The organism is Xylanibacter caecicola (assembly GCF_013166515.1).
GTDB classification, from domain to species: domain Bacteria; phylum Bacteroidota; class Bacteroidia; order Bacteroidales; family Bacteroidaceae; genus Prevotella; species Prevotella caecicola.
Genome location: NZ_JABKKJ010000005.1, coordinates 1 through 14,242 on the forward strand (window position 1 = coordinate 1; position 14,242 = coordinate 14,242).

General features: G+C 46.7%; 12 protein-coding genes. 2 read left to right on the plus strand and 10 right to left on the minus strand.

Going from position 1 to position 14,242, the window contains the following annotated elements:
* Window positions 1-7: 7 nt before the first annotated feature.
* Together HPS54_RS04465 and HPS54_RS04470 are read right to left on the minus strand one after the other, a co-directional pair.
* The gene (locus HPS54_RS04465) at window positions 8-358 is read right to left on the minus strand and encodes a helix-turn-helix domain-containing protein (RefSeq protein WP_004291454.1); all 351 of its coding nucleotides are present in this window, start codon (window positions 356-358) and stop codon (window positions 8-10) included.
* A gap of 3 nt (window positions 359-361) precedes the next feature.
* Window positions 362-787, minus strand: coding sequence for a helix-turn-helix domain-containing protein (locus tag HPS54_RS04470; protein WP_004291432.1), 426 nt, complete (start codon window positions 785-787; stop codon window positions 362-364).
* A 138-nt stretch (window positions 788-925) separates the two neighbouring features.
* Here HPS54_RS04470 and HPS54_RS04475 point away from each other — a divergent pair, with 138 nt between their 5' ends.
* Window positions 926-1,225, plus strand: a complete 300-nt coding sequence (locus HPS54_RS04475) for a helix-turn-helix domain-containing protein (protein WP_004291426.1) — start codon at window positions 926-928, stop codon at window positions 1,223-1,225.
* Between the two features lie 31 nt (window positions 1,226-1,256).
* Window positions 1,257-1,562 (plus strand): helix-turn-helix domain-containing protein, encoded by a 306-nt coding sequence (locus HPS54_RS04480; RefSeq protein WP_004291424.1) that lies wholly within the window; start codon window positions 1,257-1,259, stop codon window positions 1,560-1,562.
* A gap of 77 nt (window positions 1,563-1,639) precedes the next feature.
* Here HPS54_RS04480 and HPS54_RS04485 read toward each other — a convergent pair whose 3' ends face one another.
* The 8 genes from HPS54_RS04485 to HPS54_RS04520 form a co-directional block, all read right to left on the minus strand.
* Window positions 1,640-2,002, minus strand: coding sequence for a hypothetical protein (locus HPS54_RS04485; RefSeq protein ID WP_004291423.1), 363 nt, complete (start codon window positions 2,000-2,002; stop codon window positions 1,640-1,642).
* Between the two features lie 11 nt (window positions 2,003-2,013).
* Complete coding sequence (locus HPS54_RS04490) at window positions 2,014-3,249, minus strand: site-specific integrase (RefSeq protein ID WP_004291422.1); 1,236 nt, start codon at window positions 3,247-3,249, stop codon at window positions 2,014-2,016.
* Between the two features lie 440 nt (window positions 3,250-3,689).
* Complete coding sequence (locus tag HPS54_RS04495) at window positions 3,690-4,979, minus strand: MATE family efflux transporter (protein WP_172344276.1); 1,290 nt, start codon at window positions 4,977-4,979, stop codon at window positions 3,690-3,692.
* A gap of 162 nt (window positions 4,980-5,141) precedes the next feature.
* Entirely contained in the window at window positions 5,142-6,938 is a 1,797-nt protein-coding gene (typA, locus tag HPS54_RS04500) for a translational GTPase TypA (protein WP_172344277.1), read from the minus strand.
* A gap of 329 nt (window positions 6,939-7,267) precedes the next feature.
* A complete protein-coding gene (locus HPS54_RS04505; RefSeq protein WP_253951932.1) occupies window positions 7,268-9,502 on the minus strand; it encodes a glycoside hydrolase family 3 protein in 2,235 nt (744 codons plus the stop codon).
* Window positions 9,486-10,319 (minus strand): glycoside hydrolase family 3 protein, encoded by an 834-nt coding sequence (locus HPS54_RS04510; protein ID WP_253951933.1) that lies wholly within the window; start codon window positions 10,317-10,319, stop codon window positions 9,486-9,488. Before HPS54_RS04510 ends, HPS54_RS04505 begins: the two co-directional genes overlap by 17 nt.
* Before the next feature lie 323 nt (window positions 10,320-10,642).
* On the minus strand, window positions 10,643-12,184 hold the full coding sequence (locus HPS54_RS04515; RefSeq protein ID WP_172344278.1) for an ATP-binding protein: 1,542 nt from the start codon (window positions 12,182-12,184) through the stop codon (window positions 10,643-10,645).
* A gap of 172 nt (window positions 12,185-12,356) precedes the next feature.
* Window positions 12,357-13,904 (minus strand): ATP-binding protein, encoded by a 1,548-nt coding sequence (locus HPS54_RS04520; protein ID WP_172344279.1) that lies wholly within the window; start codon window positions 13,902-13,904, stop codon window positions 12,357-12,359.
* Window positions 13,905-14,242: the final 338 nt, after the last annotated feature.

The following is a 14,242-nucleotide window of genomic DNA, read 5'->3' on the forward strand; positions in this document are numbered from 1 at the left end:
TAATGGGTTATTTATGAAAGAAATTATGGATACGAGCCTTGTAGAAGGCTATATCTTCCTTTTTGAAGTCCTTGATATGGTTGGAAAGGAATGTCAGCACGTCCTCCTCGCTGTAATAGGTCTTCTTGCCCAGCGTCTTGTAGGGCAATGCGCCTACGCTGCGGTAGCGTTGGAGGGTGCGTTTGCTTATCTGGAGCAACATGCACAAATCCTGATTGTCGAAAAGGCGGATGCTTTCCGTGATAGTGGGCTGTTTCCCCTCAGCCTTCATCGCCAGCAGCAGTTCGTCCTGACGGTCGAGCCGTTCCATCAGCTTCTGCATCCAGCCCTCGAAGTTGTTTCGTGTGAGCAGTTCCATGACCTATGTCCTCCTTCCTTTTGGTTTGCCGCCCGTGCGCAGCGTGTGGTTGTGGAACAGGGTGTCTATTGTCCCTTCCTCGTTCCTTACTGTGTTGTCCTCCAATAGCCGCAGTATCTCGGAAAGGCGGTAGCGGCAGCTTCCGCGTACCACCACATACTCGATACGGTGGTCGGTGCGCATACGCTGCATGGTGCGCTTGCTCACGTTGAGCATCTTCGCCGCCTGTGCCGTGTCAAGCAGCTTGTCTTCGGTTTCCCGCTTCCGTTTCTTCTCGTCCCTTGCCTCGCGGATGTACCCTGCGATGTTCGCAATCTGCGCCATCATCTCCTTGTAGGCGGAACTTTCCATTGTTATCACTTTCATGTTCAGTCCTTTCTTTTTGTTTCTGCGACAAAATTCGGCAATAAACAAAAGGGGCTTTAACAACTCACTACGTGACTCACGTAAGATTTTTGCGGAAGATGGCTCCGTAACCCGGTCAAACGGCGCAACAGGCAGCCTTTCAGCGGAAAACGATACGTCTTGTATGCCGTTTCGTTACCTTTGCGGCAAACTCTAAATGACATGAATATGGAAATAGTATCTATCGAGAAAAAGACTTTCGAGATGATGGTGGCGGCATTCGGCGCACTCTCGGAGAAGGTCGCCGCCCTGAGGCGCAAAAGCGACACGGGGCGCATGGAAAGATGGCTCACGGGCGAGGAGGTCTGCGGGCAGTTGAGAATAAGCCCGCGCACGTTGCAGACGCTGCGTGACAGGCGGCTTATCGGCTACTCGCAGATAAACCGCAGGTTCTATTACAAGCCAGAGGAGGTGAAGCGGCTGATACCGCTTGTCGGCACGCTCTATCCGCACGGCAGATGATTTGATTTATTCACCCACTGAATCCGAAGTTATGATGAACGAGAACAACGATGTTTTTACGATGGAAGACGAGCCGATAGCCTCTGTGGTGCAGGATATGCGCAAAGGCTCGAAATGGCTGTCCGCATTTCTGGAAAGCTACCGTCCTCCGCTGGACGGGGAACGTTACCTGACGGACGGCGAGGTGTCGGAACTGCTCCGTGTGAGCCGGCGCACCTTGCAGGAATACCGCAACAACCGCGTGTTGCCCTTCATACTTTTGGGAGGGAAGGTGCTTTACCCGGAAACGGGGCTGCGCGGGGTACTGGAAGCGAACTACCGCAAGCCGCTGGAGTGAGGCGGTTTCATGAAAAAGTAAACGGGTGACACCTTTTGTGGTGCTACCCGTTTACTTGTCTTATGGGGTATGTGCAATCAGCAATACCCGGCTTTTCCGTTCTGTATGAACATCACGTATGTCTGCCGTTTCTCTTGTGAGAGTGCCTTTCCCACCAGCCATGTGCGGAACAGGTGGGTGTTGTAGGTATTCACCCTGAAAGCGACCGGGATGATGATTTCAAGGGCGTACACGTCCGCGTGCAGCCCGTTTTCAAGCTGCATGTAGCGGCACACCTCGTAGTCGTTCAGCACGTCCGACTTGCGGACGGCTCTGATGGCGGCGTTCACTGCCGGGACGGTCGTATGGAACAATCCGGCTATTTCGGTGGCGGTCATCCACACGTCGTTACCGGTTACGCTGACTGCCTTGTCCTCGATGATGATTGTGTCACGTTTCATGGCTTTTCTTTTTAGATGGTGCAACCTGCAAATTCCTCGACGCCGTTCAATCTTGCGGCAAGGTTCTCCATGTCCTGATTGAGCTTCTCTTTGGTTATCTTTGCGTAAATCTGCGTCGTCTTTATGCTCTTGTGTCCGAGCATGGAGCTGACCGTTTCGATGGGAACACCGTTGGAGAGGAATATCGTCGTGGCTGCCGTGTGGCGGCTCTGATGCCACGTGATATGCTTGGTGATGCCGCAACGCTTGGCGACGGCACGGATACCGGCAAGGCACGTGTTATAATGCGGAACGGGAAATATCCTGCCGTCCCCGCACAGTCCCCGGTATTTGCCGATTATGCGGTTGGCGATGTCGAGCAGGCGGATGTTGGACACCACGCCCGTTTTCTGGCGGTTGATGTTTATCCACTCGTGTTCGTCGAAGTAGGTGCGGATATTCTCTTCCGTAAGGTTGCGCATATCCGCGAACGACAGCCCCGTGAAGGCGCAGAACAGGTAGAGGTCGCGGTACAATTCCTGTTTGGCGTTTTTCAGTTTCCCCTCCATCAGCAGGCGGATCTCATCTTTGGTCAGGAAACTGCGTGTTGTTTCCTCCTTCTTGATTTCATACTCGCGGAACGGGTCGCGCGTCAGCCACTCGTTGTTGATGGCGATGAATACCATCGTCCGTAACGGGCAGACGTACAGCCACACGGTATTGGTGCAGCAGTGCTTGTCCGTGCGCAGGAACATCTCGAAGTCGGAGATGAAAGCCGGGGTAAGCTCTTTTAGGGCGATGTCCTTCACATGGTAGCGGATGTCGAGGAACTCTTGCATGTGCTTGTAAACGGTGCGGTACTTCAGCAGCGTGCCTTTGGCTTTCATGCCTGCCTCCACCTGCTTCTCGTAGTCCTCGTTGTGCTGGCGGAACACCTGCATCAGCGTGTGGTAGCGGTGTTCCAGTCCGAGAAAGGCGTTCTTCACCTTCTCCGCCGTGACGAAGTTGTCACGCTCCATGATTTCCTGATAATGCCTGTTGATGCGTACCCGCATCTTGTCAAGCATACGGTTCGTTTCGAGTGCCGCCGTGCTTCTGCCCGTGACACGTCCACCTTTGGTGTCCCACAGTTTCGGATCGACAGTCAGTTTGCAGCTGAACTGTGTCTGGCTGCCGTCCACCGTGATGCGTCCCATGACGGGAACTGTCCCGTCCTTTTTCACTACCTGACGCTTGAGGTAGTAGATTACTGAAAATGTACTCTTCATTGTCCTTAATTTTTGGGTTTCAAAATTAGTTGGTGAAGAGTCCGGTGTTGGTACGCAAAACGGGGAGGAACGGCGCAATCTTTTTCCGTAACCGTATTTGTTACGTGAGTTGTGGGTAACTCACTATTCCTTAGCGTCTTGTTTCGTCATCCGTACCCGTTTGTCGCATTTTCGGGCATGGTTACGAACAAGTAACGTTGCGGCGTCAGGATTTGGCTTTGGCAAGGATTGTAATGGCTTCACGAATTTTTGCCACTTCAACTAAAACCCTTGTAACTCAATTCTATCACTATATCTTTCCGCATTTCACTTTTTTGTAGTAACTTTGTTTTAACTAAATACCGGCTGCGATAAATCTTTGTTAACGAATTCTGATTGCCTGTTTGTGTATTTTTAACACGTAATATTTAAGACTAAAACTACATTATCATGGTCAAACATCACCCAATCTTGTAGCTTTTAAATAAACCGGTCTGAGCTATTCCCCTGACAGAAAGATAAGCAATGAATGCCAACCAAAGGGCATGGTTACCATAGACATCGCGCAAGGAATAGTAAAGAGCAAAGAATACCACTGATGCCGCAAACATGGATATAAGCATGCCGCGGGTGAAAGTGCACCCGATAAAGACACCGTCCCATATAAAAGCAGCCACACCTGCAACAGGAAGTGCAAGAGCCCACAAGAAATAATCGGCAGAAGCATTTACTACATCTCGGTCGTCTGTCAACAATGAGAGGAAAGCATCTCCACCTACAGCGTAGGCAACAGTAAAGAAGACCGTCATCACCGCTCCCCATATAAAAAGATGCCTGACCGTGCGTTGCAACATTGCCGTATCACGTGCGCCATAGTATTTTCCGCTCAATGCTTCTCCTGCATATGCAAAACCGTCCATAATATACGAGAAAAGCATATACATCTGCATAAGCATGGTATTCACGGCAAGTATCACCTCTCCCTGCCATGAACCTGCCGATGTAAAGAACATCATAACCGATACAAGACATACCGTCCGCAAGAAGATGTCACGGTTAACCTTGAAAAAGGAAATCATGGCATCGCGCTGCCAGATACCGCTAAACGAAAAGTAACGACTTAACAGACGCCTGTAACGACTTAAAACAAGAACAGCTGATACGATAAATCCTGCATACTGTGCCGTCAATGTGCCAAACGCCACACCTTCCACCTTTAGTCCGAACACAAAAACAAACAGAAGACTCGCAATGATATTAACGACATTCTGGACAATAGCCACCGCCATCGGTATACGTGAGTTCTGCATGCCTATAGACCAACCGGACATGGCAAACAGACCGAGCATGGCAGGAGCACCCCATATACATATATTATAATAGGTAGAAGAAAAGCGTCTCACTTCATCCGTAGGATTCATAAACATAAGCGCCGCTTCACGTATAGGATACTGCATGACAATCAACAGTATTGCTATCCCCACCGCAATTGTTGTCGAACGCGCAAGCATCCGCACCGTTTCATCAAGACGGCGTGCTCCCAGTGCCTGCGATGTCATGCCGCTCGTGCCCATACGCAAGAAACCGAATATCCAGTATATCACATTGAACATCATTCCGCCAACGGCAATGGCACCGATATATGACGCCGCACCAAGATGCCCGACGATAGCAACATCGATAAGCCCAAGCAACGGTACAGTGATGTTGCTGATAATCGACGGGACTGCTATACGGAGGATGGGAGACATTGGGAGTTAAGAATTAAGAATTAAGAGTTAAGAATTAAGAGTTAAGAGTTGGGGTGCGGGTTATAAGTCTTATTAGCCATATAAGTCCTATAGGTCCTATAGGCTCTATCTCACCAATAGAATAATCCCGGCAGCATGTCCTGCCGGGATTATGCAAAAACTTTATTTAGAGCGTTTACGCTCCAGATGGTCAAGTATAATCTTGCGCATGCGCATGCTTTTCGGAGTAACCTCCACCAGCTCATCCGCCTTGATATATTCAAGTGCTTCTTCAAGTGAAAGCACCGTGCGGGGAACAATACGTGCCTTGTCATCAGAACCGCTGGCACGTGTATTGGTAAGCTGCTTTGCCTTCGTAACGTTTATGACAAGGTCGTTGTCATGAACATGCTCGCCTACAACCTCACCGGCATATACTTCTTCGCCCGGATCTATGAAGAACTTTCCACGGTCTTGAAGCTTATCTATGGAGTAGGCGTAAGACGTTCCTGTCTCCATTGCTATCATTGAACCGTTCATGCGACGCACAATATCTCCCTTGTAAGGCTGGTATTCTTTAAAGCGGTGTGCCATTATCGCCTCACCCTGACTTGCCGTAAGCACATTTGTGCGCAGACCTATAATACCACGCGACGGTATATCGAAGCCAATGTTTACACGTTCGCCCTGATTTTCCATTGATGTCATCTCTCCCTTGCGGCGCGTGACCATGTCTATCATCTTGCTGGCAAACTCTTCCGGCACATTAATGGTCATATCTTCTATAGGCTCACAGCGCTCACCGTCAATTTCCTTGTATATTACCTGCGGCTGTCCAACCTGCAACTCATATCCCTCACGGCGCATAGTCTCTATCAGCACGGAAAGATGCAGCACGCCGCGTCCGCTTACGATCCACTTGTCGGTAGAATCTTCAAACGGCGTAACTTTCAATGCAAGGTTCTTTTCAAGTTCTTTCTGAAGACGATCGTTAATATGACGGCTCGTAACAAACTTGCCTTCCTTGCCAAAGAACGGCGAATCGTTTATGGTAAAGAGCATACTCATCGTAGGCTCGTCTATTGCAATGGGAGGTAACGGCTCGGGATTTTCAAAGTCGCATATCGTATCACCAATTTCAAACTTCTCCAAACCTATTATCGCGCAGATGTCACCGCTGCCCACCTCGGATGTCTTCTGGTGTCCCATGCCCTCAAAGGTGTGCAGTTCCTTTATCTTTGTCTTCTCATGCGAACCGTCACGATGAACGATTGTCACGTTCATTCCCTCGCGCAACACGCCACGGTGTACACGCCCCACGGCAATACGTCCCGTGTAGCTTGAATAGTCAAGACTGGTTATAAGCATCTGCGGTGTTCCTTCGATAACTTTCGGTGCAGGAATAACTTCTACAATCTTGTCAAGAAGATAAGTGATATTGTCCGTAGGTGTCTTATAATCACCGCTCATCCATCCGTTCTTTGCCGAACCGTATACCACAGGAAAGTCCAACTGGTCTTCAGTGGCGTTGAGAGAAAACATAAGATCGAACACCATTTCATACACTTCTTCAGGACGACAGTTGGGTTTATCCACCTTGTTTACCACAACAATGGGCTTCAATCCCAGCTCCAGAGCTTTCTGCAGCACAAAGCGTGTCTGTGGCATCGGACCCTCAAAGGCATCGACAAGCAACAGACACCCGTCTGCCATATTCAGCACCCGCTCTACCTCTCCACCGAAATCGGAGTGCCCCGGAGTGTCGATGATGTTTATCTTTACATCTTTATATGTTATAGATACGTTTTTGGAAAGAATTGTTATACCACGCTCACGTTCCAAATCATTGCTGTCCAACACCTGACTGCTCAAGTCCTGCCCGTCACGGAACAGGTTTCCCGCCAACATCATTTTGTCCACGAGTGTTGTCTTGCCATGGTCAACGTGGGCAATAATAGCTATGTTTCTGATTTCCTGCATATTATTTTACCTTAAAAAATCGCATGCAAAATTACACATTATTTATTAATAACATGTAATAGTTCGGTCATTATTTAATGAATTAACGAGTTCTATGGATTATACAACACTCACAAGTACATCGGTTATCCTAAAATAAGACACGAGGATGTGCCGTCTATATTTTTATAAAGTAAAAACATAAAATACACATCCTCATGCAGTTTTAACTCCAATCGATCATAAGACCGTTTTCGTGAGTATCTATTTTTGCACTTCCCGACCGACTGGAACCCAAGCGACAATTACACGTGTTGTCACTTTAGTAAAACGAACGACTACTTAAGCAATCATCTGCTCTTCTTTATATACTTATGTCCGTTAAGAACATATATACCGGCAGGCAGACCATCGTACTCAGACGCCGGACATACGTATGCTCCCATAACGGTATATACATGATCTGTTTTTTGAAGTTCCCTACTGTTCTCGACCGTTTCTATACCATTGGTGTTTTCAGAAATATAAGTTTCTTTGGCAACACCGGCAACAGTGTTTATATCAGTTGTCAGACGTACATCGGCAGAAGATGCTGCAAGCTCAAGCGTAACCTTGCCTCCGTCTACCTGATAGTTATGGGCAGTCTCGTTGAAATAGCCGAATTGCTCATACTTCACCGGAATAGAAACAGTCTTGCTCTCCCCTGCCTTAAGTTCAACGCGCTCAAAGCCAACGAGTCTCTTGTTAAGGGTGGCATTATTGCCCTGACCGTTAAAGTTGGCATACAGCTGAACCACCTCTGCACCGTCACGTGTACCGGTATTCTTTATCGTTGCCGTAACATTGATAATCCGGTCTTTGGATATCGAAGAACCGCTCAAATTCATATCCGAATATTCAAACGTAGTATACGACAGCCCATATCCGAACGGGTACATAGGCTTCGATGCCTGACGTCCGTGTACAGCCTTACCGTAATACATATAAGTATATCCCCACTTGTCAATGTCATACTCCATCATGCCGTTACGACCGTCGCGGTCAAACTTAGAATCGCTTCCCTTCGGCAGTTCGTCAATGCTGTTATACCATGTCGATGTCAGTTTGCCCGAAGGATTTACATCACCATATATAACATCACAGATGGCCTGTCCCTGTGCCTGACCTCCATACCATGCCTCTACTATTGCCGGCAGGTTTTCCTTTGCCCATGTAATATCCATTGACGAACCTGTCTCAAGTACAAGCACAGTGTTCTTGTTTGCAGCATACAAGGCTTTCAGAACTTCTTCCTGATTGCCGGGAAGTGTGAGCACCCAACGGTCATGGCTCTCCGTACCCGTTGCATGGTCGGCAGGTTTGTCAAAGTTTGTTCCTCCAAAAAATATCACCACATCGGCACGCTTTGCCACTTCCACCGCACGGTCTATCATATTCTGCGATGCCACGGTATTGACATTTGTGGATGTCTCACACATATAAAGCGGTCCTTGCGTCTCTACCGCCGGTATCTGTTCTACATCCGGGTTCCAGAAATTAAAATACTGGTAATTTCCCACATAGCTTTGACTTCCGCTGAACTTGACATAAAGGTCATGTTTTCCTTTTACCACGGACGGGTCTACGGCAACCGATACAGTAGCCCACTTGGTCCATCCGCCAGTGTCTTTGTTATCAACGGTCAGGAACGGTTCGCCGTCCTTCGAGTCAAGAACGAAACTGACAGAACCAACACCGGTATTCTTCGCCCCACATGACATTTCAAAGTTTGTACAGCCTTCCTGTCCGAAATCTACGTTTTTATATAAGAATATATCCCCCGGTGCGGTATTTTCCAGATTGCCGGCTCCTTTGTCATTACTTCCTGCACCACGCTTTGACACCACAGCCTCATCAAAAGGTACGGCAGCTATTTTTGAGATACGTGTCTCTTTGCTCAGCTCGAAGTTCAGTTTCTTTGCAAATGCCTCGTATGGAGTAACGGTATACGTAGGAGTTCCCGAGTAATCCCCAAGCATTATCTGGTTGGCATAAGGACCGATAAGAGCCACTTTCTTATCTGTAGATATCGGCAACAGACCACCTTCGTTCTTCAACAGTGTCATAGACTCCTGAGCCGCTTTTAGTGCCATCGCACGGTTAGCCTCGCTTTCAAGAGTATTATTGAGATTGTTCCACGGACATAAATCCTTTTCAAACTCACCAAGTGCAAAACGTGTCTCAAGCAATGGTATAAGAGCGTTGTCGATGTCTTCCTCCGTCAGATCGACATAGTTCATATTGTCTTTCTTCTGGAATTGCGGATCAACGGCATTTACTCCCGCACGCTGATAAACAGAACTTTGCGACTTGAACTCGCAGTTCGTATTACATCCGGCTTTTATTGCAAGAGCCGTGGAACGTGCCTCCATCAGCATCTCTTCATCGGTAGATGCTTTATACGGGTCGTGCACGGATGCCGTACTTCCTCCTGTGTCTATACTGCCGGTTGAATACGGACCGAAATACAAGTGTTTCGTGGCACGATGTATACATGCTATGGCAGCACAGTCGGATGTAACATACCCGTCAAACCCCCCATTCATTGCGCAAAATATCGGTAAGCAGCATCTTGTTTGCCGAACAAGGCAGACCACCGTGTGCCTTACTGTATCCTATACCGTTGGCATCTTTTTCATTAACGTCTATGGAGAAAGCATTATATGCAGACATAAGACTTTTCACTCCGCCATCCCTGACACAAGCCTCGAAAGCAGGCAAATAATACTCACGCATGTTGCGCTCCGTTACAAACGATGTTGTAGACTGACGTCCCGCCTCATAGTTATTTGCTGCAAAATGTTTTGCACATGCCACTAATTTAAGATAAGGATTGCTTTGTGTCTGTTCTCCCTGAAAACCCTTTATAAACTGCACCGCAAGCTGACCTGCAAGAAATGGATCTTCCCCATAGTTCTCCTCCTCACGGCCCCAGCGCGGGTCGCGTGCCATATTTATTGTCGGACTCCAATAATTCAATCCTTTGTTCTTGTTCAGATAATACCAGCGTGCTTCATCGGATATTACATTGGCACAGTCATAAATCAATTGGCGGTCCCATGTAGCCGACATACCCTTAGACTCAGGAAAACTCGTTGCAGCACCCGAACGTGCCACACCGTGTATGGCTTCGTTCCAATATTGATAGCTTGGAAGTATTATGACACCGTCACGCTTTACATCCAACGTGACATAATTGCCCAACTGGTCCACCTTCTCACGCAACGTCAGTTCTTTGCATAGCAACACAGCCCTTTCGTGAAAACTCTTGGATGTGTCAAGCCAGGGATACTTCACTATATCCTGGGCAACACCACCGGTACGCAAAAGGGTACCGACAATGAAAGTAATAACTTTTTTCATTTGTTTAGTTTGACTTTAATGATTATGAGATTATTTTATACCTTTGAGTATCTTTGTTTGTCAGCAAAGATATGACAGAACTTTTTAACATGGCAGGTAAAAAAATACAAAATACTTGCAAACCGCAAGTATAAACGTTTATACCTGTATTTACGACAAAAAAGTCATATAATACGAAGGTTCGGTATAAAGACATCCGAATATATCCTAACTCCATGTAGGAACTTTATCTTGTAAAACCGTTTTTAATAAATGACGGTATACCGGACTTTTACAAGATAAAGTCCCTACATGGCGGATATTTGTGATACAACATCATTCCTTTATTCTATCAAGAACTTTTCAATTCCACGTGTAGCCGAAGAGAAATTCACACCAATCTTATATAACTTGCGCCCGTCAGACATGAACGGTGCCGCATAACCACGCTCATCTATCTGCCTCAACGCGTCTTCCGCCGTACCGTCAAGCTTCAGTTCCATCACGTAGATATAATCGGAGGTCTTTAATACTACATCCATGCGCCCGCGGCTTGTCGTACGCTCCACTTCCGTATAGAAGCCCAAGAGCTTGAAAATAAGATAAAGAGAATTCTGGAAATACTTCTCCATATCGCCAGCTATGCGGTAGTCACTGTCGGCAAACAATGAGCAAAGACGCTCCATAAAACCATCGGGATTGCCTTTTTCCACATCAGAAATGAAACCGGCAACAAAGAACTCTGTCTTATTCTCCCCAACAGGAGTATAAAGAGGAAGCAGATATTTTATAAAACCGTTCTCTACTTCCTTGTTCGGAAAGCCGAGATTATATATCTTAAAACGGTTGTCATAACCCTTTATCGTAAGATAACCGCTCTGATATATCACGGGAATGGGGTTACGCGACATCGAGTCGATGCTGTTCAACACATCGGCGGAAACCTGTTCCTTCTGAAGATTATTCAGATTATAGTCCGCCTGCTTCAGCAAATGAACAAGGAAAGAAGGCGTACCCGTCTCGAACCAGTAGTCGCCGAACTTCAAACTGTCGAAAGTGTTCAGGATACTGAAAGGATTGTATATGCCAACTGTGCCGGTCTCGAAATGATATCCGTCGTAAAGTTCCTTCAACATATTGCAACACTCCTCATAGCCGATACCCTCCTTTGCGGCAAGATCGTGTATGGCCTCTTCAAAATAGCGGTGTATCTCTGCCTCCGTTATACCGCAGATGTCGATATATCTTTCGTCCATGGAGATATCCTTAAGATTGTTCAGGTCGCTGAACACGCTCACCTTACCGAACTTTGTCACGCCAGTGAGAAAGGCAAAACGGATATATCTGTCCTGGGTCTTAAGGACTGAGTAGAAAGCTTTCAGTATATTGCGGTATTCGTCCTGAAGTGCCTCGTTACCTATTGACTGAAGCATGGGCTTGTCATACTCGTCGACGAGTATGACAACACGCTGTCCCGTCTGCTCGTATGCCTTCATTATGACATGATAGAAGCGTTCCTCAAGGGCACGGTCACTAAACTCGGAGCCATAAAGACGTTCCCACAACTCCAAATGCTTGTTCAACTCAAAGCGCAAGGAGTCGGCATTCTCATATAGACGGGAGTTAAGATCGAGGTGAAGTATCGGATATTCCGTCCAATCCTTTTCAAGCTCTTCTATGGCAAGACCATCAAACAGTTCTTTCTTGCCGCTGAAATACGCCTCCAACGTGGAGATAAGAAGACTCTTGCCGAAACGACGGGGACGGCTCAGGAAATAATAACGACCCGTATCTGCCAGTTTATACACCAATGCGGTCTTGTCTACATATACGTAACCGTCATTACGCAGACTCTCAAAACTTTGTATGCCTATAGGATATTTCATGCTCGTTTATTTTATATTCAGAACGCCTCTTCGATGCGTGCGGACAAATACAAGATATGTCCATACATAGGAGAATAACGTCTCATATGTTCTTATCACGAACTCGCGTATAAATTATTAATTATCAAACGTTGCTCCCAATTATCAATTATAAATTATCAATTATAAATTATCAATTGTCAATTACCTTCCATTCCTCTATCCCACGTGTAGCCGATGAGAAGTTCACACCTATTTTATATAACTTGCGCCCGTCAGACATGAACGGTGCTGCATAACCACGCTCATCTATCTGCCTCAACGCGTCTTCCGCCGTGCCGTCGAGCTTCAGTTCCATCACGTAGATATAATCGGAGGTCTTTAACACTACGTCCATGCGCCCGCGGCTTGTCGTACGCTCCACTTCCGTATAGAAGCCCAAGAGCTTGAAAATAAGATAAAGAGAGTTCTGGAAATACTTCTCCATATCGCCAGCTATGCGGTAGTCGCTGTCGGCAAACAATGAGCAAAGACGTTCCATAAAACCATCGGGATTGCCACTGCGAACATCATTGATAAAGTTGGCTGCAAAGAAGTCTGTCGAATTCTCTTCCACAGGAGTATATAATGGAAGAAGGTATCTCACGAAACCATTCTCAACCTCCTTGTTCGGAAAGCCGAGACTATAGATGCGGAATTCCTTGTTGTAACCCTTTATCGTAAGATAACCGCTCTGATATATCACGGGAATGGGGTTACGCGACATCGAGTCGATGCTGTTCAACACATCGGCGGAAACCTGTTCCTTCTGAAGATTATTCAGATTATAGTCCGCCTGCTTCAGCAAATGAACAAGGAAAGAAGGCGTACCCGTCTCGAACCAGTAGTCGCCGAACTTCAAACTGTCGAAAGTGTTCAGTATACTGAAAGGATTGTATATGCCCACCGTGCCGGTCTCGAAATGATATCCGTCGTAAAGTTCCTTCAACATATCGCAACACTCCTCATAGCCGATACCCTCCTTTGCGGCAAGATCGTGTATGGCCTCTTCAAAATAGCGGTGTATCTCTGCCTCCGTTATACCGCAGATGTCGATATATCTTTCGTCCATGGAGATATCCTTAAGATTGTTCAGGTCGCTGAACACGCTCACCTTGCCGAACTTTGTCACGCCAGTGAGAAAGGCAAAACGGATATATCTGTCCTGGGTCTTAAGGACAGAGTAGAACGCTTTCAGTATATTACGGTATTCGTCCTGAAGTGCCTCGTTACCTATTGACTGAAGCATGGGCTTATCATACTCGTCGACAAGTATAACAACACGCTGTCCTGTCTGCTCGTATGCACGGCGTATAATACCCTTGAAACGAAGTTCAGGTGTCACTTCCGTGGGAGACGTACCGTAGGCTGTCTCCCAATTGGCAAGGCTGTCATTGAGAACATTCAGCAAGGCTTCCGCACTGTCATACTTTGCCGTGTTCAAGTCAAGATGAAGTATCGGATATTCCTTCCAATCCTTTTCAAGCTCTTCTATGGCAAGACCATCAAACAGTTCTTTCTTACCGCTGAAATATGCCTCCAATGTGGAGATAAGAAGACTCTTGCCGAAACGACGGGGACGGCTCAGGAAATAATAGCGACCCGTATCTGCCAGTTTATACACCAATGCGGTCTTGTCTACATATACGTAACCGTCATTACGCAGACTCTCAAAACTTTGTATGCCTATAGGATATTTCATGCTCGTTTATTTTATTTTCTACTATATACATAAGTCCGTGATAACGGATAATGACTTTTGTTGCGTTCGCCACATGCTGAATTCTCATCATGCCGTATTCTCCTACTGTAGGGACATATTCTTGTATTTGTCCATACATAGGAGAAGAACATTTCGGATGTCCATACATGGAGAATAGATTCGTATTTACTGATCACGAACGTGCGCACTATATTATATGCAAAAATAACAAAAACTTTCGAGACATATTATAGAATGTACCACATTTATTGCATTTTAGCAGAAAGTGACAAAACAAAAAGTGGCAACAACCCGATGTAACAGGCATTGCCACTTCC

Bases quoted from the DNA above. Each gene is read 5' to 3' on its own strand.
- HPS54_RS04480 (WP_004291424.1), top strand. From the start codon at position 1,257: ATGATGAACGAGAACAACGATGTTTTTACGATGGAAGACGAGCCGATA.
- HPS54_RS04505 (WP_253951932.1), bottom strand. From the start codon at position 9,502: ATGAATGGGGGGTTTGACGGGTATGTTACATCCGACTGTGCTGCCATA.
- HPS54_RS04510 (WP_253951933.1), bottom strand. From the start codon at position 10,319: ATGAAAAAAGTTATTACTTTCATTGTCGGTACCCTTTTGCGTACCGGT.
- typA (WP_172344277.1), bottom strand. From the start codon at position 6,938: ATGCAGGAAATCAGAAACATAGCTATTATTGCCCACGTTGACCATGGC.
- HPS54_RS04465 (WP_004291454.1), bottom strand. From the start codon at position 358: ATGGAACTGCTCACACGAAACAACTTCGAGGGCTGGATGCAGAAGCTG.
- HPS54_RS04475 (WP_004291426.1), top strand. From the start codon at position 926: ATGAATATGGAAATAGTATCTATCGAGAAAAAGACTTTCGAGATGATG.
- HPS54_RS04515 (WP_172344278.1), bottom strand. From the start codon at position 12,184: ATGAAATATCCTATAGGCATACAAAGTTTTGAGAGTCTGCGTAATGAC.
- HPS54_RS04485 (WP_004291423.1), bottom strand. From the start codon at position 2,002: ATGAAACGTGACACAATCATCATCGAGGACAAGGCAGTCAGCGTAACC.
- HPS54_RS04520 (WP_172344279.1), bottom strand. From the start codon at position 13,904: ATGAAATATCCTATAGGCATACAAAGTTTTGAGAGTCTGCGTAATGAC.
- HPS54_RS04495 (WP_172344276.1), bottom strand. From the start codon at position 4,979: ATGTCTCCCATCCTCCGTATAGCAGTCCCGTCGATTATCAGCAACATC.
- HPS54_RS04490 (WP_004291422.1), bottom strand. From the start codon at position 3,249: ATGAAGAGTACATTTTCAGTAATCTACTACCTCAAGCGTCAGGTAGTG.